Origin of the sequence: Massilia sp. LjRoot122, assembly GCF_964252725.1 — a bacterium.
Taxonomy (GTDB): Bacteria; Pseudomonadota; Gammaproteobacteria; order Burkholderiales; family Burkholderiaceae_D; genus Telluria.
This window is the reverse complement of record NZ_CAXUPB020000001.1, coordinates 3,476,986-3,502,434: the sequence shown is the minus strand read 5'-3', so window position 1 is coordinate 3,502,434 and position 25,449 is coordinate 3,476,986. Positions and strand designations below refer to the sequence as shown.

General features: G+C 66.3%; 22 protein-coding genes. 10 read left to right on the top strand and 12 right to left on the bottom strand.

The genetic code is table 11. The annotated features are described in order from the left end of the window. Positions 1 to 53: 53 nt before the first annotated feature. From ACSQ25_RS15250 to ACSQ25_RS15215, 8 genes are read right to left on the bottom strand one after another with little or no spacing between them, the layout of a single operon-like run. Positions 54 to 1,247: a glycosyltransferase gene (locus tag ACSQ25_RS15250; protein ID WP_436106520.1), complete on the bottom strand. Its 1,194-nt coding sequence runs from the start codon at positions 1,245 to 1,247 to the stop codon at positions 54 to 56. Next, on the bottom strand, positions 1,153 to 2,439 hold the full coding sequence (locus tag ACSQ25_RS15245) for a hypothetical protein (protein WP_436106519.1): 1,287 nt from the start codon (positions 2,437 to 2,439) through the stop codon (positions 1,153 to 1,155). Before ACSQ25_RS15245 ends, ACSQ25_RS15250 begins: the two co-directional genes overlap by 95 nt. Beyond that, entirely contained in the window at positions 2,436 to 3,695 is a 1,260-nt protein-coding gene (locus ACSQ25_RS15240; protein ID WP_436106518.1) for a lipopolysaccharide biosynthesis protein, read from the bottom strand. The genes ACSQ25_RS15245 and ACSQ25_RS15240 overlap by 4 nt, the downstream gene beginning before the upstream one ends. A gap of 10 nt (positions 3,696 to 3,705) precedes the next feature. Beyond that, entirely contained in the window at positions 3,706 to 4,833 is a 1,128-nt protein-coding gene (locus ACSQ25_RS15235; RefSeq protein WP_436106517.1) for a DegT/DnrJ/EryC1/StrS family aminotransferase, read from the bottom strand. A gap of 10 nt (positions 4,834 to 4,843) precedes the next feature. Beyond that, positions 4,844 to 5,458 (bottom strand): acyltransferase, encoded by a 615-nt coding sequence (locus ACSQ25_RS15230; protein WP_436106516.1) that lies wholly within the window; start codon positions 5,456 to 5,458, stop codon positions 4,844 to 4,846. Positions 5,459 to 5,460: 2 nt separating this feature from the next. Then, positions 5,461 to 6,522, bottom strand: coding sequence for a Gfo/Idh/MocA family protein (locus ACSQ25_RS15225; RefSeq protein WP_436106515.1), 1,062 nt, complete (start codon positions 6,520 to 6,522; stop codon positions 5,461 to 5,463). Positions 6,523 to 6,566: 44 nt separating this feature from the next. Further along, positions 6,567 to 7,895 carry a nucleotide sugar dehydrogenase gene (locus ACSQ25_RS15220; protein WP_436106514.1) on the bottom strand — a complete coding sequence of 443 codons (1,329 nt, stop codon included), beginning with the start codon at positions 7,893 to 7,895 and terminating at the stop codon, positions 6,567 to 6,569. 58 nt (positions 7,896 to 7,953) lie between these two features. Continuing rightward, the gene (locus ACSQ25_RS15215; RefSeq protein ID WP_436106513.1) at positions 7,954 to 9,864 is read right to left on the bottom strand and encodes a polysaccharide biosynthesis protein; all 1,911 of its coding nucleotides are present in this window, start codon (positions 9,862 to 9,864) and stop codon (positions 7,954 to 7,956) included. 445 nt (positions 9,865 to 10,309) lie between these two features. Here ACSQ25_RS15215 and ACSQ25_RS15210 point away from each other — a divergent pair, with 445 nt between their 5' ends. Beyond that, positions 10,310 to 10,504 carry a MerR family DNA-binding transcriptional regulator gene (locus ACSQ25_RS15210; protein ID WP_436106512.1) on the top strand — a complete coding sequence of 65 codons (195 nt, stop codon included), beginning with the start codon at positions 10,310 to 10,312 and terminating at the stop codon, positions 10,502 to 10,504. Next, positions 10,476 to 11,828, top strand: coding sequence for an RNA-guided endonuclease InsQ/TnpB family protein (locus ACSQ25_RS15205; protein WP_436106511.1), 1,353 nt, complete (start codon positions 10,476 to 10,478; stop codon positions 11,826 to 11,828). Before ACSQ25_RS15210 ends, ACSQ25_RS15205 begins: the two co-directional genes overlap by 29 nt. A 6-nt stretch (positions 11,829 to 11,834) precedes the next feature. On the opposite strand, the gene ACSQ25_RS15200 is transcribed toward ACSQ25_RS15205, so the two are convergent. Continuing rightward, complete coding sequence (locus tag ACSQ25_RS15200; protein ID WP_436106510.1) at positions 11,835 to 12,794, bottom strand: N-acetylmuramoyl-L-alanine amidase-like domain-containing protein; 960 nt, start codon at positions 12,792 to 12,794, stop codon at positions 11,835 to 11,837. Positions 12,795 to 13,036: 242 nt separating this feature from the next. Between ACSQ25_RS15200 and ACSQ25_RS15195 the strand changes: the two genes are divergently transcribed. The 7 genes from ACSQ25_RS15195 (at position 13,037) to ACSQ25_RS15165 (ending at position 19,811) form a co-directional block, all read left to right on the top strand. Next, entirely contained in the window at positions 13,037 to 16,033 is a 2,997-nt protein-coding gene (locus tag ACSQ25_RS15195) for a TonB-dependent receptor (RefSeq protein ID WP_436106509.1), read from the top strand. A 292-nt stretch (positions 16,034 to 16,325) separates the two neighbouring features. Then, complete coding sequence (locus tag ACSQ25_RS15190) at positions 16,326 to 16,487, top strand: hypothetical protein (protein ID WP_200883101.1); 162 nt, start codon at positions 16,326 to 16,328, stop codon at positions 16,485 to 16,487. 64 nt (positions 16,488 to 16,551) lie between these two features. Further along, positions 16,552 to 16,725 (top strand): hypothetical protein, encoded by a 174-nt coding sequence (locus ACSQ25_RS15185; protein WP_227800944.1) that lies wholly within the window; start codon positions 16,552 to 16,554, stop codon positions 16,723 to 16,725. Positions 16,726 to 16,916: 191 nt separating this feature from the next. Next, positions 16,917 to 17,306 carry a LiaF transmembrane domain-containing protein gene (locus ACSQ25_RS15180; protein ID WP_436106508.1) on the top strand — a complete coding sequence of 130 codons (390 nt, stop codon included), beginning with the start codon at positions 16,917 to 16,919 and terminating at the stop codon, positions 17,304 to 17,306. Next, positions 17,296 to 18,009 carry a LiaI-LiaF-like domain-containing protein gene (locus tag ACSQ25_RS15175; protein WP_436106507.1) on the top strand — a complete coding sequence of 238 codons (714 nt, stop codon included), beginning with the start codon at positions 17,296 to 17,298 and terminating at the stop codon, positions 18,007 to 18,009. The genes ACSQ25_RS15180 and ACSQ25_RS15175 overlap by 11 nt, the downstream gene beginning before the upstream one ends. Beyond that, positions 18,009 to 19,079, top strand: a complete 1,071-nt coding sequence (locus ACSQ25_RS15170; RefSeq protein ID WP_436106506.1) for a sensor histidine kinase — start codon at positions 18,009 to 18,011, stop codon at positions 19,077 to 19,079. The genes ACSQ25_RS15175 and ACSQ25_RS15170 overlap by 1 nt, the downstream gene beginning before the upstream one ends. 3 nt (positions 19,080 to 19,082) lie before the next feature. Next, positions 19,083 to 19,811 (top strand): LytR/AlgR family response regulator transcription factor, encoded by a 729-nt coding sequence (locus ACSQ25_RS15165; RefSeq protein ID WP_436106505.1) that lies wholly within the window; start codon positions 19,083 to 19,085, stop codon positions 19,809 to 19,811. Here the strand turns inward: ACSQ25_RS15165 and ACSQ25_RS15160 are convergent. The 3 genes from ACSQ25_RS15160 to ACSQ25_RS15150 form a co-directional block, all read right to left on the bottom strand. After that, complete coding sequence (locus ACSQ25_RS15160; RefSeq protein ID WP_436106504.1) at positions 19,808 to 22,069, bottom strand: ATP-dependent DNA helicase; 2,262 nt, start codon at positions 22,067 to 22,069, stop codon at positions 19,808 to 19,810. The two genes, ACSQ25_RS15165 and ACSQ25_RS15160, sit on opposite strands and share 4 nt — an antisense overlap. Beyond that, complete coding sequence (locus ACSQ25_RS15155; RefSeq protein ID WP_436106503.1) at positions 22,066 to 23,712, bottom strand: VRR-NUC domain-containing protein; 1,647 nt, start codon at positions 23,710 to 23,712, stop codon at positions 22,066 to 22,068. The genes ACSQ25_RS15160 and ACSQ25_RS15155 overlap by 4 nt, the downstream gene beginning before the upstream one ends. Positions 23,713 to 23,825: 113 nt before the next feature. Beyond that, positions 23,826 to 24,509 (bottom strand): hypothetical protein, encoded by a 684-nt coding sequence (locus ACSQ25_RS15150; RefSeq protein WP_436106502.1) that lies wholly within the window; start codon positions 24,507 to 24,509, stop codon positions 23,826 to 23,828. Positions 24,510 to 24,601: 92 nt separating this feature from the next. Here ACSQ25_RS15150 and ACSQ25_RS15145 point away from each other — a divergent pair, with 92 nt between their 5' ends. Next, entirely contained in the window at positions 24,602 to 25,444 is an 843-nt protein-coding gene (locus ACSQ25_RS15145) for a M15 family metallopeptidase (RefSeq protein WP_436106501.1), read from the top strand. The last annotated feature ends 5 nt before the right edge of the window (positions 25,445 to 25,449 follow it).

The following is a 25,449-nucleotide window of genomic DNA, read 5'->3' as shown; positions in this document are numbered from 1 at the left end:
ACGGCCGATGGCGCTGGTTCTTCTTGAACTAACGTAAATCCCGGTCTTCAAAATCAATCGATCGGACGGATTGAATGCGCGGGCAAGCCGGGCTTGCCGAAAAACCTTTTTCGATATGGCCGGGGCGCCAGCAAGTCTGCGTAAAACGCAATTAATTTATCGGCTTCGTTTTCCCAGTTATAGCGTTCGAGGACGGCACGGCGGCCATTCGCGCCCATCTCGCGCGCCTGCTGCGGATGGCTGGCCAGGTGGTCGATGGCGGCGGCGATCGCGGCCGGGTCGTGCGGGTCGACACAGAGGCCGCAACGGCTGCCTTCGACGATGTCGCGCCAGAGGGGAAAGTCTGAAGCGATCACAGGAATGCCGGCAGCCATGTATTCGAACATCTTGACCGGCAGGGCTTCGCGGTAGCTGGCGGTCGGGTGCAGCGTGACCAGGCCCAGGAAGGCGCGCGCCATCACCCCGGCCACACCCCCGCGGTCGAGGTGGCCGAGTGCATCGACCCGGCGCCAGCCCGGAAGGCACCGGACCTCCGCTTCCAGTTCGGGCTCGGCGAAGCTGCCGGCCAGCGCCAGCCGCGCCGGCGAGCGCAGCAGCGCGCATGCCTGCACCAGTTCGCGTACGCCGCGGATCGCCGAGATGCTGCCCACGTAGCAGAAGCTGTTGCGTGTTTCCGAGGCCGTCCGCGTGGCAGCAGCGCTTGCGGCCGCTGCGAATTCCTCGGCGCGCGGATAGTTGTTGACGTCCACTGTCAGGGGATTGTGGGTGGACAGCCGGTCGCGGATCAGCGGCGTGGCCGCCAGCACTCCGTCGAAACGGCGCAAGGCGGCGCGTTCGAGCTGGACGAAGGCGCGTGACAGCAGGCGCGCGCTGTGCGGCGACAGGTAAGGCTTGTCGAGCAGCTGGGAAGGCACGTCCTCGTGGGCGTCGAACACCACTTTGCGGCCGCCAAAGGCGAGCCGGAGGCCGACCGGGATCAGCTCGGGGTCGTGCAGATGGTAGACGTCGGCATCGAGTGCCAGGGCCGCACGGCCGACCCGCCAGGTGCTGCGCAGCATGCGTTCGCGCCGGCCGGACGGGCATCCGACGTCGACGATCCGGATGCCGTCGCGGCAGGCGTCGCCGAGGCCGTCCGCCACCACGAGGGCGAGCTCATGCCCGTGGCTGGCGAGGCTGCGGCACTGCTTCACGAAAATCCGGGTATCGAAGCGCGGATGTGCCGAGCTCAGGTGCACGATGCGGGCCATGTTTCCTCTCGTAGGAGTAACGCGCGCAGGCGCCGAGGGTGGCGCTGAGCAGCATGTCGGTGAAATAGTGGGACGTCAGCAGCAGCAGGACGGTGACGCAGGCAAACGCGAAAGCGCACATGAACAGGCCGCGTGCGCGGGCGGCGAAATACTCGTGGAAGAACATCGGCGTGATCGGCACGATCGCCAGCGCCGCCAGGTAGACCATGCCGAACAGGCCGAGGTCGACCCAGGCCGACAGCACGTTGTGCGAGTAGTAGCCCGGCTTGTAGCTGGCATAGTCGCCGAACAGCGGATGCGCGGCCACGGTCTGCCAGGCATGCACGGTCAGTTGCTGGCGCTTGTTGGCCGAGGTCGAATGCGACAGGTCGAGCAGCTCGAGGATGCGGTTGGAGGGCAGGGAGGCCAGGATCTGGTCGAAGTACATGGCCAGCAGCGCCCCCAGCATGACGGCGGCCAGCAGGAAGTAGAGCTTGTGGCGCGAATAGTAGAACTCGACCAGCGGGATTGCGAACATCAGGGCCGCGAACTCGCTGCGCGCCGTGTTGACGAACAGGGTGGCGGCCCCCAGCGCATGCAGGACCAGGCGCAGCGGCAGGCTGCGGGTAAAACAGACCACCGCCAGGTAAGTAAACAGGTAGGAGCGCGAAAATCCCTGGTAGGTAGCGAGCGCGTCGGCGTCCTTGGCGATCCCCAGCGCGCCCAGGTAGAACACGCCGTCGACCGAGTTCGCGAAGGCGATCGAGGACATCGCAGCCAGGCTGAGCAGCCCGACGACCCGGAAGCGCCGGCCTTCGAAGTCGATGAAGCTGAACTGGATGAAGACGAGCACCATGAACAGGACACCCAGGATGTGATTCGTCACGATGGCGCGGTTCGCGCCGGCGGCAGCGTTGACCACGACGACGGTCAGGAAGTAGGCGAAGAACAGGCCGTAGTGGAGGTCCACCATCGTCAGCCGGCGCCGGTCGCGCCGCATGCGCGACAGGTAGATCAGGCACATCGGGGCGGCGAACAGCACCGCGACCGGCGCGAAATAGCCACCCAGGAAGGCACCGGTCATCCCGGTGCCGAGCAGGGTGTGGTAGAAGAAGAAGCCGGGGAAGAGCGCAAAAAAGCAGCCGATCAGCACCAGCTGGTCGCGCCGCTCCCACCCGCGCAGTTCCCCTCCGCCCTTGCGCAGCGTCTTCATGCAGCCGCCAGCAGGTTGCGCGAGCACTGCCAGGACATGTGCAGGTAGATCAGGTAGAGGCAGCAATACCCGATCACGTAGCACAACACGTTCTGCGCCACGCTGCCAGGCGCCAGGAAGGCGCCGAAAGTCATGGCGAACAGCGCGACCTGCCACCACAGGTCGGCCTTCTGGCGCCCGGCGACGAAGAACACGTAGCTGAGCGGACTGGCGACGAAGTTCAGCAGGAACAGCGGGGCCATCAATTGGGCCAGCTCGCCGGAGGCGCGCCAGTTGGCACCGAATACCCAGGCGAACAGCTGCGGGGCGAACAGCAGCAGGAGCAGGGCCGGGCCGGCGCCGAGCGCCATCAAGGCCTTGAAGGTATGGCGGTAGGCACGGGCGCAATTGCCGTGTTCCTCGAATTCGCGTACGGATTCGCGCTTGAACACTTCCAGCACGGAAGCGGCGAGCAGCGAGACCGGGGCCGACAGCACGCGCTGGGTCAACGCGAACAGGCCGGCGGCCAGCGCGCCGTGGCGCATGCCGATCAGGAACAAGGGCAGCTGGCTGACCATGCCGTTGAGCAGGTTGGATGGCAGCGAGTAGCGCCAGAATTTCTGGTGCCGCAGCAGGTGGGCGCGCTGTTCGGCGTCGAGACGCCAGCCGATCGGCGCGCTGGGCGGGCGCAGCAGCATGCGCGCGGTGGCGAAGCCGGCGGCCGTCCCGAACAGGTGCCCGAGCACCAGGCCGACGCCGCCCAGGCCAGCATGCAGCAGGGCCAGCTGGGTGGCGACGATGATGGCGGCGGTGGTGACCTTGGCGCGCGCCGCCTTGCCGAAGGCATTGTGCGAGGTGGCGAAGGCCAGCATGGTCTGCATGCAGGCGGTGAGCCAGGTGGCGGCGCCGATGCTCAGCAGGGCGGTCCAGGGCAGCCGCGCAGCGGCATCGATGCCCGCCAGCCGCGCCCCGGCGGCCAGCAGGGTCAGCGCCAGGGCGGTGACGCTGCTGCTGTAGAACACGACCCGGAAGCAGGCGCGCTGCCGCTCCGGCTCATGGTCGAGGATCATCGCGGCTTCCATGCGCAGGGTGGCGCCGATTGCCGCGACCGCGACGATGCCGAGCCAGACGCTGTAGGCGCCCAGCTCGCCGGGGGTGCACATCCGGGTCAGGAGCGGCGCGGCCAGCAGCGGCAGAGCCTGGGCGCCAATGGCCCCGCCCAGCACCGTGGCCACGTTACGCCAGAACGGCGGCACCGGCATCGAGCGCAGCCTCATGCCGCCAAGCTCATGCCGCCTTGCCGGCCTGGACGGACGCCCGGAGCGCCTCGCCGAGGGCCTGCACCACGCGCTGCGCGCTCGGGCGGTCGAGGTAGGGACCCATCGGCAGACTCAGCACCTCGTGGGCCAGGCTGGCGGCCACCGGGCAGCCACCTAGGCTGGCCCAGTGCGCGTAGGCGGGCTGCTGGTCGATCGGCACCGGATAGTGGACCGCGGTCGGGATGCCGGCCGCCTGCAGGGCTTCCTGCAGCCGTTCGCGCTGCGGGACCAGTACCGTGTACTGGGCGTAGACGCTGCTGCGGTCCGGCCGGCAGCCGACCGGCTCGAGCAGGTCGCCAAGCATGCTGCCGAGCAGGTCATCGTAGCAGGCTGCGGCGCGCTGGCGCTGCTCGATCTCCCATTCGAAGCGGTCGAGCTTGGCCAGCACGACCGCGCATTGCAGGGTATCCATGCGTCCGCCCACGCCGACGCGGGTGTGCACGTAGCGGCGCGACTGGCCGTGCACGCGGATTTCGCGCATGGCTTTGGCGAGGCTGTCGTCGCTGGTGAAGAGCGCGCCGCCGTCGCCGTAGCAGCCGAGCGGCTTGCTGGGGAAGAAACTGGTACAGCCGATGGTGGACAGGTTGCAGCTCGGGCGGCCGCGGTAGGTGGCGCCGAAGCTCTGGGCGGCATCTTCGATTACCGCCAGGCCATGGCGCTCTGCGATGGCGTTGATCTCGTCCATGTCGGCCGGCTGGCCATACAGCGACACCGGAATGATGGCGCGGGTGCGCGGGGTGATGCGCGCCTCGAGCAGGCGGTGGTCGAGGTTGCAGGTGCCGGCCTCGACGTCGACGAACACCGGCGTGGCGCCCAGCAGCACGATTGCCTCGGCGGTCGCGATGAAGGAGAAGGGCGTGGTGATGACTTCGTCGCCGGGCTGGACGCCGAGCGCCATCAGCGCGATGATCAGCGCCTCGGTGCCGGACGAGACCGTGATGCAGTGGTGCGCGCCGGTGAAGGCGGCCAGCCGGCCTTCCAGTTCGGCCACCTCGGGCCCCATGATGTACTGGCCGTGGTCGAGGACGGTCTGGATCCTTGTGTTGATCAGTTCGCGGGATGCGAGGTATTGCGACTTGAGGTCGATGAAATCCATGGGGTCCTCGTCAGGGTTGGGGGGCAGCGCGTTCGAGATGGCAGGCGCCGTCATGCAGCACGTACAGGTCGCCGGTGTGGGGGCAGCGCGCTTCGCCATCGAGCTTGCCCTCGGTGTCGGCGCCGGGCAGCGGAAGCGCGAGGCGTTCGCCGAAGCGGCTGATCCAGCCGATCTGGCGTGCCGGGACCCCGGCCACCAGCGCGAAGGGCGGGACGTCGCGGTTGACGACGGCGCCGGCCGCCACGAAGGCGTACTCGCCGACGGTCACGCCGCACACGATGGTGGCGTTGGCGCCGATGGTGGCGCCGCGCCGCACCAGGGTGCGCCGGTATTCGTGCTTGCGCATCACCGCCGCGCGCGGGTTGTAGACGTTGGTGAACACCATGCTCGGACCGCAGAACACCTCGTCTTCGAGCGTGACGGCGTCGTAGATCGAGACATTGTTCTGGACCTTGCATTGGTTGCCGAGGACGACGTCGTTGCCGACATAGACGTTCTGGCCCAGCGAGCAGTCCTCGCCGATGCGGGCGCCGGCGCAGACGTGGGCGAAGTGCCAGACCCGGGTGCCGTCGCCGAGGGCGGCGCCGTGGTCGACGATGGCGCTGGAGTGGATGACGATGGCCATGTTCAATACTCCAGCGGCAGCGCGATGCGCTTGCCGTCGCGCGCCGAGCGGTAGGCGGCGACCAGCACCTCGAGCGACTTGAGGCCTTCGCGCCCGTCGGTCTCCGGCTCGGCCTCGCCGCGCAGCACCTTGATCACGTTGTCGTAGTAGAGCGGGTGGCCGAAGCCGTAGACCGAGGTGGTCTGGTAGCTGGCTTCCTTGACGTGTTCGTCGTCGGGATCGGGTTTGGCGAATTCCCACTGCTGCACTTCGTTGACGGCGACGCCGCCGATGCGCACGCTGCCGTGCTCGCCCAGGATGGTGATCGAGCCTTCCATGTTGCGCGGGTAGGTCAGCATGGTGACGTTCATGGAGCCCAGCGCGCCGTTGCGCCAGCGCAGGCTGATGACGCCGGTGTCCTCGACCTCGATGTCGCGCGCCAGGGTGGCGGTATAGGCCTGCAGGCTTTCCACCGGACCGACGATCCAGTCGATCAGGTCGACATAGTGGCTGGCCTGGTTCATGAAGGCGCCGCCGTCGAATTCCCAGGTGCCGCGCCACTTGGCGCTGTTGTAGTACTCGTCGGGGCGGGTCCAGAACACGTTCAGGTTGACCATGTAGATGCGCCCGAAGCGCTTCTTCTCGACCGCACTCTTGAGCAGCTGCAGGGTGGCGTTGCGGCGGTTCTGCTTGACGACGAACAGGTGCCGGCCTGCCGCATCGGCCGCGGCCACCATGGCCTTGCCGTCTTCCCAGCGCGTTGCCATCGGTTTTTCGGTGACGACGTGGTGTCCGGCGCGCGAGATCTGGATCGCCTGCTGCGGGTGCAGCCCGGACGGCGTGCACAGCACGAAGGCGTCGGCTTCGCACTCGGCCAGCATACGGTCGAGGCTGCGCCAGGCGCGCGCCCCGGTGGCGCCGGCGGCACTGTCGAGCGCGCGCGGGTCGATGTCGCAGACCCCGACCAGCTCGCAGCGGTCGTGGTGTTCGCGGATGGCATTCATGTGGTTCTTCGCAATGCGGCCGCAGCCGACCAGGGCGAAGCGGATCTTGCGGTCGGTGATGGCAGGGGGGTAGGAACGCATCTTGTTCTCCGGGTGTCGGGCGCTTGTTGGTCGGTAGGTCGGGCTCAGGCCTTGACGACGTTCGGCAGGCGTTCGGTGTAGACGCCGCGGGTGTCGACGATCAGGTTGGCGTATTGGCGCACCAGTTCGTAGTCGAAGGCGCTGTGCGCGGTGGCCAGCAGCACCACGTCGTAGGACGCGATGAGGTTCGGGGTGAGCGGCACGCTGGACAGCTCGAAGCGGTGTTCACGCATGCGCGGGAAGACCGGCACGTGCGGGTCGGAGTAGTCGACGGTGGCGCCCTTGCGGCGCAGGATCTCCATCAGGGCCACCGAGGGCGATTCGCGCATGTCCTCGACGTCCTTCTTGTAGGCAATCCCGAGCACCAGCACGCGGCTGCCCATGATCGAGCGGCCGCGCTCGTTGAGCGCATCGGCCACCTTGCCGATCACCCAGTGCGGCATGTCGCTGTTGATCTCGCCGGCCAGCTCGATGAAGCGGGTATGTACGCCGTACTCACGCGCCTTCCAGGTGAGGTAGAAGGGGTCGATCGGGATGCAGTGGCCGCCCAGGCCCGGCCCAGGGTAGTAGGGCGTGAAGCCGAAAGGCTTGGTGGCGGCCGCCCGGATCACCTCGTGGATGTCGATGCCCATGCGGTCGGCGATGATCTTCATTTCGTTGACCAGGCCGATGTTGACGGCGCGGTGGATGTTCTCGAGCAGCTTGGTGAGTTCGGCGGCGCGCGTGGAGCTGACCGGCACCACGCGGTCCACCGCGGCCCGGTACAGGGCCAGACCGGCCTCGAGACAGGCGGGGGTGCTGCCGCCGCAGACCTTGGGGATGGTGCGGGTCTGGAAGTGCGGGTTGCCCGGGTCTTCGCGCTCGGGCGAGAACACCAGGAACAGGTCGCGTCCCACGGTGAAGCCGCGCGACTCCAGACGCGGGCGCAGTTCTTCTTCGGTGGTGCCGGGATAGGTGGTGCTCTCCAGCGACACCACCTGGCCTTCGCGCACATAGGGCAGCAGGGCGCTGACGGTGCCCAGCACATAGGACAGGTCGGGCTCGCGGAAGGCGTTCAGCGGCGTCGGCACGCAGATGATCAGGGCGTCCGCCTCGCCGGCGCGGGTGAAGTCGGCGGTGGCTTCGAAGCCGAGTTCGCGCGCCGAGCAGATCGCATTGGCGTCGATGTGCTTGATGTAGCTCTCCCCGCGGTTCAGTCGCTCGACCTTGTCGGTGTCGATGTCGATGCCGAGCACCTTGAAGCCTTGGGCCGCGTAGCAGAGGGTCAGCGGCAGGCCGACGTAGCCAAGTCCGACGATGCCGATGACGGCAGTGCGGTCCTGCAGCTTGTCCAGCAGCTGCTCAAGGTGAGGGGAGATGTTCTCGTCGCGCATGTGTTTCCTCGTCGGTCAGTGGCAGTGGTGAAGGGTGTGAATGCGGGGCTGCGCGGATCTAGATCCGGAACGGCACGAATTTCTTGATCAGGCTCGGGCCCTGGGTGTCGGCCACCAGGGGCGGCGGCGCCAGCGGCGAGGTCGGCACGTACTCGGCGACGATGGCCTTGACCATCGATTCGATGGTGCCGCGCTCGTGGGTCTCGCAGGCCATCATCAGGCAGGTGATGCAGGTCTCCAGTACGCTGGGACGCAGCGCGCTTTCCTTCATGCGCATGATGCGCGGGTGCTCGCTCGGGAAAACGGTGCCGTCGGTCAGCAATTCCTCGTGCAGCTTCTCGCCGGGGAACAGGCCGACGAACTGGATCTCGATGTCGCCGCGCGGGTTCTGCGGCGTGCGCTCGGTCAGGCCGGACATGGCGATCATGGTGCGTGCGAGGTCGACGATCTTGACCGGTTCGCCCATGTCGAGCACGAACACGTCGCCGCCCTTGGCCATGGCGCCGGCCTGGATCACGAGCTGGGACGCTTCGGCGATCAGCATGAAGTAGCGCGACACTTCCGGATGGGTGATGGTCATCGGCCCGCCGCGCGCGATCTGGCGCTGGAACAGCGGAATCACCGAGCCCGACGAGCCGAGCACGTTGCCGAAGCGGACCATGCAGAAGGTCGTGTGGGCGCCGTGGCGCACCGCGGCCGCCTGGAAGATCAGCTCGGCGATGCGTTTGCTGGCGCCCATGATGTTGGTCGGGCGTACCGCCTTGTCGCTCGAGATCAGCACGCAGGTCTCGACCTGGTGGCGGGCGGCGGCGCTGGCCACCACCTGTGCGCCCAGCACGTTGTTGCGCAGGCCCTCCACGATGTTGGCCTCGACCAGGGGCACGTGTTTATAGGCGGCCGCGTGGTAGATCGTGTTGACCTTGCCGTCGCGCAGGACGCGGTCGATCAGGTCATTGTTGCAGACCGAGCCCAGGTGGGCATGGATGGCCAGGCCGGGGAAGCGCGCGGTCAGTTCCTGGCGCACCGTATAGAGCGCGTACTCGGAGTGGTCGATCAGGTGCAGCTCTGCCGGGGTGAGGGTGACGATCTGGCGGCACAGCTCGCTGCCGATCGAGCCTCCGGCGCCGGTGACGAGCACGCTCTTGCCGCGCACGCAGCGGGCGAACAGGTCGAGCCGCGGCGGCACCGGCGGGCGCCCGAGCAGGTCTTCGAACTTGAGCTCGCGGATTGAATCGCGCGCCGGTGGACGGTCATCGGCCAGGTCGACCAGGCGGCTCAGGATCTTGACCGGCACGCCGGCCTGGCCCAGGCGTTGCATGATGTCGCGCAGGCGCTCCGGCGACACCGAGGGCAGGGCGATCACGATGGTGCGGATGCCCTGGGCCGCGACCAGTTCGGCCAGGCGCGTGGTATTGAACACGCGCAGGCCGGCGATGGTGCGCTCGTTCAGGGCGCGCTTGTCGTCGAAGAAGCAGACCGGGCGGTATTCGTCGCTGTGCCGCATCGCCTGCACCAGGCGCGCCCCGGCATCGCCGGCGCCGTAGACGGCGACCGCGTCGGAACTGCCGGCGCGCCGCCCGCCGTAGGCGCGCAACAGGTTGCGCAATCCGATGCGGGAAATGACGACATACGAGAAAACCACGAACCAGTAAATGGCGAGCGCGCTGCGTGGAAAACGCGGCTCGTTCATGATGATTAATATGACATAGACGCAGAGAATGGCGAATGCAAGCGCGGCGCCGGTAAAACTCAATAAGCGCTGGTCGATAAAGCGGATAACGGCCCGGTATAAATCGGAAATGGAAAATGCGGCGATCGTGACGATGGCTACCAGCGCATAAGAAGCCGGCCCGAAATTCTTCGCAAGCTGTAAATCGCCGCCCCGCAATATCATCGCGATCAGGAAGCATGCCGGTAATGCCAGCAGGTCGACGCCCACCATCAGGGCGATTTTGCTGGTCCGGCTCATCGACACCATCCGTACGCAAAGCTGGCTGAAAAGATCGGAGCTGAAATTGGACATGGCAATCCGCTGCGGGTTAATAATGCATTGAAAAAGCGAGAACGCGGGTTCGAGCGCAACGATACATAAGGCGAGATAATCCTTGTCCTTATCCAGAAATTATCTGGAACATATATCCAGAAGACGGGAAGGAAGTTTTGTAAATTTATTATCTGGCGACCACTACTTACGGAGTTTGACCTGACTCAACGGCGGCAAGTGAATTAATTAGAAACCGCCTAAAAATAATAATAGGAAATGAAAATAGGAAATAAATCGCCTATTTAATTTCCATTGATTATTTAATTGATGAGCGGAACTGATGAGCAGGACGCGGCCGTGCCCGGGGGGATAAAAGAGCGGGGAGCTCGACTCGAGTCGAACCAAATGTAAGCTGAAGTGTCCAAATGTGATGATGGAAATCACAATCGGGATCGGACAGGCCGCGAGGCTGGTGGGGGCCACGGTGACGCTGCAGCGCTGGGACCGGGAGGAGCGGCTCGTCCCGGTAGCACGCACCGCCAGCAACCGGCGCCGCTACACCGAGCACCAGCTGCGCGTGGCAATGGAAAGCGACCATGTTGCTGGCACACCGGATCAGGATTGACGCGAGCACAGCCCAACGCGACTATTTCGCGCGTGCGGCCGGCACCGCCCGCCGCGTCTGGAATTGGGCCTTGGCCGAATGGCAGCGCCAGACCGCGCTGGGCTTGTCGCCGAACGCGATGGCGCTCAAGAAGCAGTTCAACCGCATCAAGTACAGCGATCCGGCCTGGCTCGATGCCGACGGCCAGCCCTGGCTGCGCACCATTCACCGCGATGCCCACGCGCAGCCTTTCGCCAACCTGGCCAGGGCATGGAGGCGCTACTTCGATCAGCGCCGCGCGGGCCAGCATGCCCACCCGCCGCGCTTCAAGAAGAAAGGCCGGTGTGTCGACAGCTTCTACCTCGCGAACGACAAATTCCGCCTGGATGGGATGAGCGCCGTGCTTCCCAAGCTCGGCCGGGTGGCGCTGCGCGAGGCGCTGCGCTGGCCGGGCAGGATACTGGGCGCAAGCGTCGCGCGCGAGGCGGGGTACTGGTTTCTTACTGTCCAGGTCGACGTTCCGGAGCAGGAGGCGCGACGGTCCCGGACCGGGGATGGGGTCACCGGCGTCGACCTGGGCGTGAGCAGCGCCGCGACCCTGTCGAGCGGCGAGAAGATCGCCGCGCCGCGCCCCTTGAAGGCAGCGCTGCGCCGGGTGCGCATCCGCAATCGCCGCCTGTCGCGCAAGCTGGAGAGTGCCAAACTTGCCGCCGGGATCACAGGCCGGATCCCGAAGGGCACGCGCTTGCCGGTATCGAACAACCGGACCGGGGCAAGCAAGGCACTGGCGCGCCTGCACGCCCGCATCGCGCGGGTGCGCCACGATTTCCTCCACAAGCTCACCACCCGACTCTGCCGCGAAAACCAAGCGGTCGTGATCGAGGACCTGAACGTGAAGGGCATGCTGGCCAACGTGCGCCTGTCGCGCGCGATTGCCGACGTCGGTTTCTACGAAATCCGGCGCCAGCTGCAGTACAAGGCGCTGCGCTACCGCACGGAGCTGGTGCTGGCGGACCGCTGGTATCCGTCGAGCAAGCTGTGTTCCAGGTGTGGCACGAGAAACGGCGGTCTCGCCCTCGGCCAGCGCAGTTGGACCTGCGGCGAGTGCGGCGCCGACCACGACCGCGACGTGAACGCCGCGATCAATCTGCAACGGCTCGCCACCGGCGCCTTCGCGGCGGCAACGGCGCTACCCGTGGCGAGCCAGGCGGTAACGCCCGGCACTGCCGCCGGCCTGGTGCCGGCGGGAGGCGGGAAAGTCACGCCTGTCAGGTACGAGCCCGGTCAGCAGGACGGCTCGGGGCAGGAAGAGAACGGTACACACTTTTGTCCACGTTTTCGATAGCAGGGGTCAGGCGCCGGGGCGGCCCGGACGCGGCTGCGGCGCCATCGGCGGCACCGTGATCTGTTCGTTCAGGCGCAGGAACTTGAAGCCGGCCAGCACCTGGCCGGGCTTGCCCTCGCGGGCATTGCGCGCTTCGCGTTCGGCCGCGCGCGCGATGAAGGAGTCGAAGCTCTCCTCGCGCACCTGCGGCGCCTGCGAGTGCAGGAAGCGGCGCTCGCCGTCGGGGCCCAGCACCACCAGGCCGACGTGCGAGGCCCAGTATTCGCCATTGCGGGTCGAGATCACGTTCACGAAGTCGCCTTCCTGCAGGCGTCCGGCGATCGCCGCCACCCCTTCCTTCGGCACGTAGGCCTGGCGGCTGGTCTCGACCGGAATCTCGCGCACGGTGTTGTGGCGGGTGCGCAGGAAGCGCGCGCGGTCCACGGTCATCGCGTACGAGGGCCCATCCGGGCCGGCCAGTTCGGCGCTGACGTCCGTCACCAGCCAGCGGTTGGCCACATTCCAGTCCATCTCGGTGTAGTGATTACGGCTGGCCACGCCGATCACGCCGTCGCGGTAGCGGATGCGCTGCAGCATCCAGAAGAATTCTTCCCATGACTGGGAAAGTGCCATCGCGTAGGTGTGTTCCGCAAACACGACGCAGTCGCTTTCCTTCAGGCTGAACAGCGGCAAATTGTCGTGTATTTCATACGGAAATTCGCCCAGCAAGTGCAGCGAGTAGGGCTGGCCGAGGTTCTTGCGGCCGATTGCCGCGATGCGCTTGCGCAGGTCGGGCTCGGCCGTGTGAACGTGGGCGATGTAGCGGCCCGCCTCCTGCGGCGTCATCTGGTAGATCGGTTTCTGCAGCACGGCCGCGAGCGGGATTTCCGCGGCCGGGGTGGCGCTTGTCGGGGCAGGCGTGCTGGCGCAGCCGCCGAGGGCGGCGCCGGCGAGCAGCAGGCAGCTGAGGCGTACGGCAGTGGACATGGTGGATACCGGTGTCAGTTGAAGGTGCGGTCACGCTACTCCTGCGTGCGCGCGCATGGGTAATGAAATTATGTTTATTCGGTATAACTTTTGCAATGCTCGCATATGTACATTCCTCAAAGTTATATAGCCGCGAAAACAAGTGATTATTCAGCAACGTGCACTTCATCAATACTCCCGAGAATGGCAGCGATGGCGCCTGCCATTGCAGACCAATAGCTATAAAACTCAGGAGAGACTCTATGTTCAAGCAGAAGCCGCTCGCAGCGGCCGTATCGATGGCGGTACTGGGACTGGCCGCCGTGCCGGCAATGGCGCAGGATGCCCCTGCCGGCCCGATCCAGACCGTCGAGGTCACCGGCATCCGCGCCTCGCTCGCCAAATCGCTGGCCGTCAAGCGCGACGCCGCGGCCAACGTCGAGGTGATCACCGCCGAAGACGTCGGCAAGATGCCGGACAAGAACCTGGCCGACTCGCTGCAGCGCCTTTCCGGCGTCGCCGTACGTACCGACTACGACGAGGCCGAAAAGGTCTCCATGCGCGGCACCAATCCGGACATGTCGCTCATCATCTTCAATGGCCACTCGGTCTCGAGTGCGGACTGGTACGTGTCCGACCAGGCGTCGAGCTCGCGTTCGACCAGCCTGTCGCTGATGCCTTCCCACGTCCTGCAGCAAGCCGTCGTTTACAAGACCTCGCAGGCGAACATCATCGACGGCGGTCTGGCCGGCACCATCAACGTCAGCACGCGCAAGCCGCTGTCGCAAAAAGAGAAGGTCTCCGGCCTGATCAGCGTCGGCGCCAGCTATGCCGACCTGCCGGGCCGTTATGCGCCGGACATGAACGGCTCGGTCACCTGGAAGAACGATGCCGGCACCTTCGGCGTGCTGGCCGCACTGTTCTCGGAAAAGCGCTACGTGCGCCGCGACTCGGTGTCGCGCTTTGCCTACGGCACCAGCAGCGGCTGGGGCGAGATCAACACCGCGACCATGCTGGGCATCACCGACGCTTCGCTGGCCGGCACCGGCTACAAGGCCGCGGACCTGAACGGCGTGCGCCTGCCTGGTTCGATGAGCTCGGAATTCGTGGAGTCCGTGCGTGACCGCAAGGGCGGCATGCTGTCGATGCAGTTCAAGCCGAACCAGGACCTCGACATCACCATGACCGGTTTCCACTCCAAGATGGAAGCCGACAACCACGGCCGCCTGACGTCGAGCGCGATCTACTCGATGTTGCTCGGTAAAAACCAGCCATTGGGCTCGACCGTCGCCACTGCGGCCAACACCAATTCGAACGGCCAGCGCGTGTACGCGCAGATCCGCAATCCGGTCATCGTCAACGAGACCACGGTCTACGGCCACCAGCTGAAGGTGCTGAAAGCCGCCGACATCGTGTTCGCCGACGGGACCACGCCGCAATACGTCGGTAACTCGGAAGGCTTCTTCCGCGAAGGCGCAACTGCTGAAGGTTCCTTCCTGGACCTGGATGCGAAGTACCGCGTCAACGAGGACTTCACGATCAAGTCACTGCTGTCGACCACCCGCGGCATCGGCGCCACCCAGCTCGACCAGGGCCTGACCCTGGCCCGCTACGGCACCGGCATCTCGTACGCCCTGGGCGGGCTGCACGATGCGCCCTACGTCAAATACCACAACGCCGGCAGCAACCAGCCTGGCCTGAACGCGGACGGCAGCGGCTACACCATCGTCGACCGCGCCGCATCGGGCGTGCGCACCGTCGACAAGGAGTGGAGCGCGCAGTTCGACGGCGAGTACAAGCTGAACAAGGGCTGGATCCAGTCGCTGGAAAGTGGCGTCCGCTTCGCCGATCACGAGCGTACCAGCGCCCGTCGCGGCCCGGCCTTCCGCAGCGGCATCTCGGTCGATCCCGCCACCGGCAAGGTCGTGTCCAACACCCCGACCCCGACCAGCGGCTGGCAGCCGTATCCGGGTGACTTCGGCGCCGACCTGGGCGGCGGATTCTGGGACAACACCGGCTTTACCTACACCCGCCAGGCTACCAAGGACTACATCGCTGCCAACACCAAGGTGACCAGCGCCGAATGGGAGCGCCGTGTGAACTCGGAGCTCAATATCAAGGAACGCCAGACTGCGGCCTACCTGATGGCCAACCTGGAGAACGGTCCGTGGTCGGGTAACGTCGGCCTGCGCTTCACCCGCACCGAGATCGACGCCCTGATCCCGACCCCGATTCCGGCTGGCGCCTGCGATCGTACCGAGCCGGGCAAGCCGGCGACCACCTGCGCCGCCTATCCGGGCGCGATCACGACCACGGGCGACGCCACCGCGTATTTCGACGGACAGCCGTTCAATCCGAAGTCGGGCATCCTGTACTACAAGACGCCGACCAACCGCACCTTCGACAACTGGCTGCCGAGCTTGAACGTGCGCTACGAGGTGTCCAAGGAGATGCTGGTGCGTTTCGGTGCCGGACGTACGATCGGCCGCCAGAACTACAACCTGCTGGGTGCCGGCTTCGGTACGCCGGTCTGCGACGCCAATGGTTGCCGCGTGACCGGCCCGAACCCCGACATGCGCCCGCTCACCGCGGACAACCTGGACCTGAACTGGTCCTGGTACTTCGCGCCGCGCTCGATCGTGGCAGTGAGCCTGTATCACTCGAAGATCGACGGCTACGTCAAGACCGGCGCCACCGGCACCTCGACCGTGGACCTGCTCGACCCGCGTGACCAGACCGTGAAGACCTTCGCGATCAACACGGCCTCGCAGCAGGGCGCACGCATCAAGGGCATCGATGTCCAGTACGAACAGCCGTTCGGCAAGACCAACTTCGGCTTCACCTCCAACGTCAGCCGCGCTTCGACCAAGGTCGACGACGGCCGTCCGATGGTCGGCGCATCCGAATGGACCGGCAATTTCGGCCTGTACTACGAAGACGACAAGCTGTCGACCCGCCTCGTCGCCAATTACCGCGGCGACTACGTCAACAGCAGCACCGCGCCGGCGCCGACCGCGAACAGCCAGGGCCTGTCGACCATCAACGGCGTCCTGATGCCGACCGCACCGACCTACGCCGATGCGGTGACCACGCTGGCGTTCTCGCTGAACTACTACTTCAGCAAGAACCTGGAACTCGCGTTCAGCGCGACCAACCTGACCAATGCCAAGCGCGCTCAATATCGCTACAGCGAGGAAGAGCAGCAGAAGCTGGACGTCAGCGGCCGCCAGTACTACCTGAACCTGCGCTACAAGTTCTAAGCCTCGTTCGACCCGTGTGCAAGGGGAGCTTCGGCTCCCCTTTTTTGTATGCCGCCGGGGTGCCGCTTCCGTCAGGTCCCGGCGCCTTGTAGGAGACGGCCTATCGAAAAATGTGCGGCACCTAACGGTGGTTTCGAGAGCCCATCGCTAAGATGGGAACCGTCTGAGTGAGGGACCTGTGCGGCAAACGCGCGGTAGCCAACAGCTCAACAGGTTAGCCGGTCGCCTCGAGGACCGGCACCAATTCGGGCCGGCGCGCATGCGGCGGCTCCCAACGGAAGTGGAGGTCGCCATGTCCGAGATCAAGCAGCCACCCAAGCACCTGGTACGCGAATACCTCGAGCGCCGCGCGCGGGAAAGCGCGCCGCCGCCGACGCCAGAGGAAATCCGCCGCCAGCTCGGCTGGGGCATGCTGATGCCGTCCGATCTGAAGATGGGCACCAACCGCTCCTAATTCTTCCCGCGCCAGGACGGCGCGGGCCACCACCGTGCAGACGGTGTCCACCCAGGAGACGTTCATGACCAAGAGTATCGGCAACAAACACGAGGCACAACACCGCGGCAAGAAAGAGCGACTCGAGATCCGCCGCACCAACATCGCGCGTGAAGCCGTGAAGATGGCCGAAGCACGCGCCAAGTACCGCAACCAGGTCAAGGGTCGTCCACAGATGGACCTGTCGGCATCGGCCTGAGCCCAGTTCTTCCGTATTACGCTGCCCATCTGGCCCGCCCTCGAGGCGGGCTTTTTTTCGTCCTTCGCCGGCGTCCGCCGAAAATTTCGCCATTCACCGCCCGCGCGCCGCCATTCACCGAAAGGCGCTTTCCCGGTTGCCGGGCCTTCGGTATCGTGTGTGCATTCCAATCACAGATGGAGTCACGCAACATGCATACCGAAGAAGCTTACCGCTGGCGCAAACAGGTGGTCTGGGGCTTGCTCCTGATCGCCGTCGGCACGGTCGTCCTGCTCGATCGCCTGGATTATCTCGACCTGGGCGCCTACTGGCACTATTGGCCGCTGCTGCTGGTCGTGGTCGGCATCAACCAGACCATCGGCTATCCGAGTCCACGCGAATTCGGCAACGGCCTGTGGACCGTCTTCATCGGCCTGTGGCTGTTCGCCTGCTTCGAACACATCTTCGGCCTCACTTTCGGTAACAGCTGGCCGCTGTTCATCCTGGCCTGGGGCGTCAAGCTCGTGTTCCAGCCCCTGGTCGCGCGCCGCTTTGCGCAACAGCCTGCCCTCAAGCACATGGAGAACAAGCATGAAGGATAAACTCCAGACGAAGGGCCTCACCAGCCAGGTCGTGCTCGGCCTGCTCGTGATCCTCATGGGACTGCTGTTCCTGCTCGATAACCTCGACGTCATCGAGGTCCGCAGCTTCATCTCGTTCTGGCCGATGGTGTTCATCATCCTCGGCATCGTCAAGCTGTGCGACACGCAGACCCGCGGCGGCCAGATCCTCGGCGCGGTCTTCATCGGCGTCGGCGTGCTGTTGAGCCTGGACCGGATGGACATCATCGATTTCAACTGGCGCACCCTGTGGCCGCTGTTCTTCATCGGCTTCGGCGTCTACACGCTGTACAAGGCACGAACCGGGCGGCGCCTGATCTCGATCGACGGCGTCAAGGGCGAGAACGACCTCGGTGGCGAGGGCGTGGTGGACGTCACCGCCATCCTCGGCGGCTTCGACCGGCGCGTCTTCACCCCCAACTTCCGCGGCGGCGAGATCACGGCGGTGATGGGCGGCTGCGCCCTCGACCTGCGCAATTCCTCGATCCAGGGCGAGGCCGTGGTCACCGTGTTCGCCTTCTGGGGCGGGGTCACCCTGAAGGTCCCGACCGACTGGACGGTGGTCCTGAACGGCACGCCGATCATGGGCGGCTTCGAGGAAAAGACCATCGCGCCGCCCGATAACAGCAAGCGCCTGATCGTGCGCGGCTACGCCATCATGGGCGGCGTGGAAATCCGTAACTGATGACGGGGGCCTTCTGGGCGCGGCGCAGCGTCGCGCTCTACCTGCTGGCCTGGCTGATGCTGGGCGTGCTGCTGGCGGGGCTGATCGTCACCGCCACCGACGCCGGTCCTGCCGCCGGGCTGCTGTTCGCGCTGCCGCTGACGCTGTGCTACGCCTTCGCCTGCGGCTTTTCCGCCTACTACCTGTGCCGCGCCTATCCCCTGGCCCAGCGCAGGCTGGGCGCCGTACTGACGGTGTTCTTCTTCAGCGGGCTGAGTGCGGCGCTACTGTGGTGCGCGGCCGGCAGCGCCTGGGCCGCCCTGTGCCGCCTGCTGGTGCCGGAAGCAGCGGTGGCGGTCAACCGGCCCTTCGCGGCGCTCATGTTCGGCATCGGCATGCTGCTGTACTGGATGACCGCAGTGGCACACTACCTGGCGCTGGAGTTCGAGCGGGCGCGCCGCGCCGAGACGCGCGAACTGGAGTCGCGCCTGCTGGCCCAGGACGCGGAATTGCGCATGCTGCGTACCCAGATCGATCCGCACTTCCTGTTCAACAGCCTGAATTCGATCAGCGCGCTTACCGCGATCGACCCCGGCCGGGCGCGTGACATGACCCTGCAACTGGCCGGCTTCTTTCGCCAGACGCTCGGATTGGAAGCGCACCGAAAGGTATGCTTGAAGGATGAGCTGGCGCTGGTCGAGCGCTTCCTGTCGATCGAACAGGTTCGCTTCGGCCCGCGCCTGATGTTCGAACACAGCGTAGGCGAGGGCGCCGGCGCATGTTTGCTGCCGCCGATGATCCTGCAGCCGCTGGTGGAGAACGCGGTCAAGCACGGCATCGGCGGCATGCTCGAAGGCGGCACCATCCGCGTCGACGCGGAACGTGCGGGTTCGCTGCTGCGCATCCGTGTCGAGAACGATGTCGATCCGGATGAAGCCGGGCGCGCGGCGGCCGGCAATGGCATCGGGCTGGTAAACGTGCGCCAGCGGCTGGCGGCGGCCTATGGCAGGGAAGCCAGCGTGCACTGGGCACGCGAAGACAATACATTCCGGGTGGACCTGGTGCTGCCCGCGGACACGGAGGAGACGTAGGTCATGCGAGTACTGATCGTTGACGACGAACACCTGGCGCGCGCGCTGCTGCGCGAGTACCTGGCCGGCCATGCCGACATCGAGATCGTGGGCGAATGCGCGAACGGCTTCGAGGCAGTGAAGGCCATCGGCGAGCTCGATCCGGAACTGGTCTTCCTCGACATCCAGATGCCCAAGCTGGATGGTTTCGAAGTGGTCGAGCTGGCGGGTGCCGGGCCGCACTATGTCTTCGCCACCGCCTACGACCAGTTCGCGCTGAAAGCCTTCGAGGTGCATGCGATCGATTACCTGCTCAAGCCCTTCAGCCGCGAACGGCTGGCGCAGGCGCTGGACCATGCGCGCAGCCGCCGTCCGCAGGCGCCGCGGCTGGACGCGGTGGTGCAGGAGGCGGCGCAACGGCGCGGCTACCTGGAGCGTGTGCTGATCAAGGAGGGAGCGCGCGTGCACGTGGTGCCGAGCGCCAGCATCGACTACATCGAGGCGCAGGACGACTATGTGCAGGTGGCGGCCGGCGGCAAGGCCCACCTGAAAAACCAGCGCATGTCCGAGCTCGAGGCCCAGTTGGATCCGCAGGTCTTCATCCGCATCCACCGCTCCTACATCGTGAACGTCGGGGCGATCGCGCGCATCGAACCGGCCAGCAAGGACAACTACTGCGCGGTGCTGAAGGATGGGACGAAACTGCCGATCAGCCGCAGCGGTTACCAGAAAGTCCGCGACATGCTGAATTAAACGCGGCCATCGACGACCCACCAGGCGGGCAGCAAGGCCCGCACGTCGGGGCGCCCGAAGCGGTCGTCGATCAGCCAGACCACGCCGCGGTCGGTCTCGGTGCGGATCACCCGGCCGGCCGCCTGTACCACCTTCTGCATGCCCGGATAGAGGTAGGTGTAATCGTAGCCCGCGCCGAACATCGCCTGCATCCGTTCGCGCAGCTGTTCGTTCACCGGGTTCACCTGGGGCAGGCCGAGCGTGGCCACGAAGGCCCCGATCAGGCGGTCCCCCGGCAGGTCGATGCCTTCACCGAAGGAGCCACCCAGTACCGCGAAGCCGACACCGCGCCCCTCCGGCGTGAAGCGTTCGAGGAAGGCGGCGCGCTCCGGCTCGCTCATGCGCCGCTCCTGGCGCCAGGCCGGGACCTCCGGATGGCCTTGCGCCAACTGCTCCAGCACCTGCTCCAGGTAGTCGAAGCTGCTGAAGAAGGCGAGATAGTTGCCGGGCCGTTCGGCGTACTGGCGCGCGACCAGGTCCGCGATCGGGCCCAGCGAGGCAGCGCGGTGCTGGAAGCGGGTCGAGATGCCGCCGGCGATATGGACCTCGAGCTGGCTGGCGCTGAAGGGCGAGGCGACGTCGGCCCAGGCGGTATCAAGCGGCATGCCGAGCAGGTCGCAAAAATAATGCCAGGGGCTGAGCGTGGCCGAGAACAGGGTCACCGAGCGCGCCAGCGTGAAGCGCGGCGCCAGGAAGGGCGCGGGTACCACGTTGCGGATGCTGATCGTCGAGTCGCGCACGCCCGCGCGGGTCAGGTCGCACAAGGAATGATCGCCGAAGGACTCGGCCAGGCGGATGAAGCCCAGGGCGTCGAAATGGAAGCGCTGCAGGTCCGGGTTGAGCGGGCCAGGGTGCTCCGCCAGGAAGTCGTTGACGGTGCTGGTGGCGTTCTGCAGCGCGTCGAGCAGCTTGCCGGGCACCTCGGGCAGCACCTGATAGGGCGCCGGGGCTTCCTTGTCGACGCCGGTCCAGGCGCGGCCGACGCGTTCCAGCGCCTTGTTGACCAGCTCCGGCGCATTGGCGCGTGCCGCGCGCAGGTTCGCGCGTTCCAGTTCCGCGCTGTACATCGAGCGCGCGCGCGATACCATGTTGTGGGCCTCGTCCACCAGCACGCTGGCCTTCCAGCCGCGTTCGAGCGCCAGCGCGTAGAGCATGGCGCTGCCGTCGAAATAGTAGTTGTAGTCGCCCACCACCATGTCGGCCCAGCGCGCCATCTCGCTGCCCAGGTAATAGGGGCAGACTTCGTGGGCCAGCCCGAGCTCGCGCAGGGCGTCCCGGTCCAGCAGCGCGACCTGTGCCGCGGCCGCGCGCGCGGCAGGCAGGCGGTCATAAAAACCTTTCGCCAGCGGGCAGGCATCGCCCTGGCAAGCCTTGTCCGGATGCTCGCAGGCCTTGTCGCGCGCGGTGAGTTCGAGCACGCGCAGCGGGATCGTGGTGCCGGCGCCGAGGCTGGCGGCGGCGTCCAGCGCCAGCCGCCGTCCCGGCGTCTTGGCGGCCAGGAAGAAGACCTTGTCGAGGCTTTGCGAGGGCATCGCCTTCAGCACCGGGAACAGGCTCCCCACGGTCTTGCCGATGCCGGTCGGCGCCTGCGCCAGCAGGCAGCGCCCGCTGGTGTTGGCGCGGTAGATGTTCTCCGCCAGCTCACGCTGGCCCGGGCGGAAGTCCGCGTGCGGGAAGCGCAGCGTGCCCAGGGCCGCATTGCGGGCGGCGCGCTGCGCGGCCTCTTGTGCGGCCCAGTTCGAGAAGCGTTCGCACAAGTCGGCGAAGAGGGCGGACAGCTCGGCCGCATCCCGGGTTTCGCGCAGTACCGTTTCCTGGCCGCTGCCGATGTCGTAGTAGACCAGGGCCAGGTTGACCTGCTCCAGGCCCAGTTGCCGGCACAGCAGGTGGCCGTAGACCCGCACCTGCGCCCAGTGCAGGTGGCGGTGGTTGTCGGGGATGGAGGAGAACTTGCCGCGGTGGGTCTTGATCTCTTCGATCAGGTTCTGGTCCGGGTCGTAGCCGTCGGCGCGCCCGCGTACCTGGAGATTGCCCCAGCAGCCCTCCAGCGCCAGCTCGGTGCGGTAGTTGGGGCCGCGCCGGCTAGTGACCACCGCATGGCCGGCGATGCCTTCCTGGGCGGTGGGCGAGGGCGTGAAGCGCAGGTCGAGGTCGCCCTGTTTGGCGGTGAACTCGCACAGGGCCCGCACTGCGACGCTGTAGCCCGCGTCGACCGTCAAGCGGCCTGCTCCCACTGCAGGTAGCACACCGACACCGGCATCCCATGCGTCGCGCAGTAATCGATCCAGCGCAGCTGGTTGTCCTGCAGGCGGTCGCCCGGGCCCTTCACCTCGATCATGGTGTAGCGGCCCTCGGCCGGCCAGAACTGGATCAGGTCGGGGAAACCGGTATGGTTGGCCTGGACGTCCGCCAGGATGCGCTCGCACCACTTGCGCAGGTGCTGCGGCGGGATGCAGGCCAGCGCCAGCTCGAGCAGTTCCTCGCTCAGCGCGCCCCAATACACGAAGGGCGAGGCGATGCCCGCCTTGTCGCGGTAGTTGGCGCGGATGGTGCCGCGGTAGGCGCCGCTCTCCAGTTCGGCCAGGCAGGCCGCGAATTCGGCTTCGCGGCGCTGGTGAAAGTCCGGGCTGTACAGGTCGGCCGGTCCGCGGTGGAAGGGGTGGAAGAAGGCGCCGGGTAGCGGCGCGAACACGGCGCGCCAGCACAGCAGGCCGAACAGGGAATTGGCGAGTGCATTCTCGACGTAGAACACCGGTGCGTCCTCGCTTGCCAGGTGCTCGCGCACCACGCCTTCGACCCACCATTCTCCGCCCGGCATCGGCAGGCTCAGGTCCAAGCGCTCGACCGGGGCGCTGCGGCGCGCCGGCAGCCTGGCGTGGCCGAGCCGGCGCGCCAGGCGCGGTCCGATGCGCAGCAGGTGCTGGCGTTCGGCCTCGCTCTCGGGCGCGGCCTGGGCCAGCTGGAACAGGGCATAGGCATCAATGAAGCGCTCATGCTTTTCCAGCACCCGGATGGCGCGCCCGCGCGCGCCCAGGTAACGGCATTGCGCGTAGACGGCATGGGCATTGTCCCAGTCCTTGAGTTTTTCATAGCCCTGGCCGATCTGGAACAGCAGTTTTTCGCGCCGGCTGACCAGCCAGTCGTTGTCGAAGACGTGCGAGGGCAGGTCGCGCAGCACCTCGTCCAGCGCTTCGCCGGCGTAGAAGCGTTCCTTGCAGTCGTGCAGGCGCAGGTAATGCTCGACGTCGGCGCGCGAGCGGAAGCCGCGCGAAGCCTGCGAGATCTCGACCTGTTCGAAGCGGAACATGCCGAGGTCGGACAGCACGAATTCGGTCCAGTCCTGGTGCAGGTTGCCGAAGAAGATCAGGCGCAGGCGGTCGCACAGGGGCTTGACCAGGATGCGCAGGGCGACATCGCTGCAGCCGGGGTACCAGCTTGAAAAAGGCCGGTCGTCGCCGCATACGGCGCGCAAGGCTTCCAGCTGCTCGGCCTTGCGCGCGTTCTTTTGCTGCAGCCGGGACTGGAAGGCGTCGGCGATCTCGGGCTTGGACAGCAGCTCGAACAACTCGTCGAGCGAGAGCAGCGGATCGGTTTCGATCCAGCCGGTGTCGAGCAGGAGATGCGCGGCCTCGACCGGGCAGCCGATCTCGGCATAGACCAGCTTACTGGCGCGGAACAGATTCCCCTTGCGCATGACCATGCGCACGAACAGGGCGCGCGCATTCTGCGGCAAGCCGGGGAAGGCGGCAAGGAAGGCGAGCTCGTCGGTGTCCAGCAAATCGCGATACCGCTCACCGATCCAGTCAAGGACGCGCTGGAAATTGTCCAGATAATAAAACTCGTTTTCCAGAACCCTGATCATCTCGTGCCGCCGTACTGTGCTTATGTACAGTATAACTCCACGAGGAATCAATAGCCCAGCAGTATCCCAATTTTTCGCCGGTTTTCTTTGTCATTTGCAGGCTTTTCGCCACGTTACTGGCGTGCCGGACGGGCCTGGCAAGCGTCGTTCGGACACAGCAGCTCGGTCATCTGCGAGCCTTCCGGGGCGTGGCCGTTGGCGTGCACGATGACGGCGGAGATCAATGCCACGTCCGCATCCACCGGGCCTTCCGTGGCCTTGCCCGGGGTGGCGCCGCGCTGGGCCTTGGGCGCTACCGGACGAACGGCGCCTTTCGCGACCATGACCGGCTTGGGTCTGGCGGGCGTGACGACCGGCGGACGGGGCGGCGCTGCGGCCCTGGCCACGCGCGGCGCCGGCGCGGCTGCCGCGGGCGCAGGTTTCAACAGGCGCAGGGGCGGTACCGCGTCGCCCGGGGCGGGCTGGTCCACCTGGTCGACGATCAGGGCCGCTTCGGCCGCCGGCGCCATGGCGACTTGCCGCAGGAGCGCGCCGACCGTGGGCTGCTGCGGCACTTGCCGCGCTTCGGCCAGCACCGTGTCTTGCGCTTCCAGCCGCGGACCCTCGTTGTTGGCGGCCAGCCAGACCAGCGCCCCGGTCAGTGCCACCGCCAGCGAAGCGCCGGTGCCGTACCAGGCCAGCCGCACGCCCGATGCCTTGCTGCCGCGCTTGCGCGCAGGTTCGCGCTCGAGCAGGGCCAGGATGCTGTCCTCACCGGAGGTAGCGACGCGGCGGGGCGACATCAGGTTCGGACGCATGGACGTGGATTGATTTTCGTCTGTAGGCCGCACGGCAACCCTCCTAAGATTGGTTCTTCCAATTCTGATTAGAAACAATCTTGGAGCTAGCGATGCTGATTTTTCTCGCCCTTCTGTACTTTTGTCTGGCGACGGCAGCGATCTGGCTTGCCTTGTTCCCGGGCGGACGTGCCGTTCTCGCACGCGCGCTGACCGCATTCAGGCATCGCCTGTCGCAGCGCGCGGTCGGCTGGCAGATCGCGGGCAGCCAGTATGCCGGTGCGGTGCGGGGGAATATTCCGCGCGATCTCCTGGGCAGCATCGTCGCGTTCGTCCGGCGCCACCGCATCGCCTGCGCGATCGGCGTGCCCGCCGTGCTGATTCCCTCCCTGCTGGCGCTGGCCCTGAGCAGTCCGGCCATGCTGCCGGTCTACGAAGGCGAAGCCGCCGCCCCGGACGTCCAGGTCGCGGCCCTGCTGCAGGGCGAGCGCCTGGTGCCGCCGGTGGCGCTGCCGCCGATGGCCTTCACCACTGCGGAAGTCGCGCTGGTGCGGCCGATGCTGGTGAACGCAAGCCGTAACTGGGGCCTGCTGCACCCCGACTTCAGCCAGCGTCTGCTGCTGGCCTTCAAGATCATGAAGGAAAAGCACGGCTACGAAATGGCGCTGCTCGAAGGCTACCGCAGCCCGGCGCGCCAGGACGAGCTGGCGCAGGCCGGCAGCCACGTCACCAATGCACGCGCCTTCCAGAGCTGGCACCAGTACGGCCTGGCCGCAGATTGCGCGTTCTGGCGCAACGGCAAGCTGGTGATTTCCGAAAGAGACCCCTGGGCGATGCGCGGTTACCAGCTCTATGGCGAGGTGGCCGAATCGCTCGGCCTGACCTGGGGCGGGCGCTGGAAGATGATGGATTTCGGCCACACCGAACTGCGGATGCGCGGCGTGATGCGGCGCTGAGAAGA